Origin of the sequence: Synechococcus sp. YX-04-1, from assembly GCF_030546365.1 — a bacterium.
Taxonomy (GTDB): Bacteria; Cyanobacteriota; Cyanobacteriia; order PCC-6307; family Cyanobiaceae; genus Parasynechococcus.
This window is the reverse complement of sequence record NZ_JAUONZ010000022.1, coordinates 1-835: the sequence shown is the minus strand read 5'-3', so window position 1 is coordinate 835 and position 835 is coordinate 1. Positions and strand designations below refer to the sequence as shown.

Here is an 835-nt window from a genome sequence, read left to right as displayed (position 1 = left end):
GTTCTCCCGGCAACTCCCGCAAAAAACCAAGGATGTTGGGTTGCCCCCGGCGTTCAGCACGAATCAGGGCCTCGTATGTCGGTTCTCCATCCGAAATCACGGTAACTGGGCTCTCGCCGTCCCAGCCAGTGTCTTGAAGGTCTTGCCGTACTTGCCTGGATGGAGATTGAGCCGCTTGCTGTACAAGCCCGAAACGACGGGACATTTGCGCGCTCTCGATCTTACCCACCACAACATCAAGGTGCCGCTTCTGGTATTCCGGCCTACATCGAATATGTGCACCGTCCAGAAAGACCGTCATCGGAGTTGCGTTCTTTTCTGCTGACGAGACAACCGGTCCCGCATACTCGCTATCGCCGATTTCCTTGGCGATCTTGCCGAGACGATTGCGTACCGAAGTATTCGCCTGCTTGGCGCAAGGCAGAAATATCTCCATGATACGCGCAGCTTCTCGAAACGAATGCCGCGCCCCAAGCTCGGCTTGAAGGCGCTGTAATTCAGGTGTTGATCGGTCCGGGAAGAATCGGGCCAGCGGCGACAGTGGTCCACCCAGGGTGACCTCCGACTTGGCGTTGCAGGCGCAGCGGCGAATGCGTGGCACCTTGACACGGAACCGACCGAACAATGTGTCCAGAACCCTCGATCGATAGTCATGGATGGTTCTGACCTTGTTGCAGTCAGGACAGACCCTGCTCGCCTCAGAGACCTCCTCGATCTGGTCAAGGAGGATCGCTTGCTGTAATTGCCAAAGCACGGATTTCGCATCTTCGAGCAGCAGTCCGAAGCCCTCGGGCTGAGTACTTCGAAATGGCCGAGACAGGCGTCCCAGACGCCG

1 pseudogene is annotated in these 835 nt (G+C 57.4%); it reads right to left on the bottom strand.

Annotation, left to right across the window (positions count from 1 at the left end):
• A pseudogene (locus Q3Y53_RS13050) lies at nucleotides 1-829 on the bottom strand (ISKra4 family transposase); the annotation flags it as partial.
• Nucleotides 830-835: the final 6 nt, after the last annotated feature.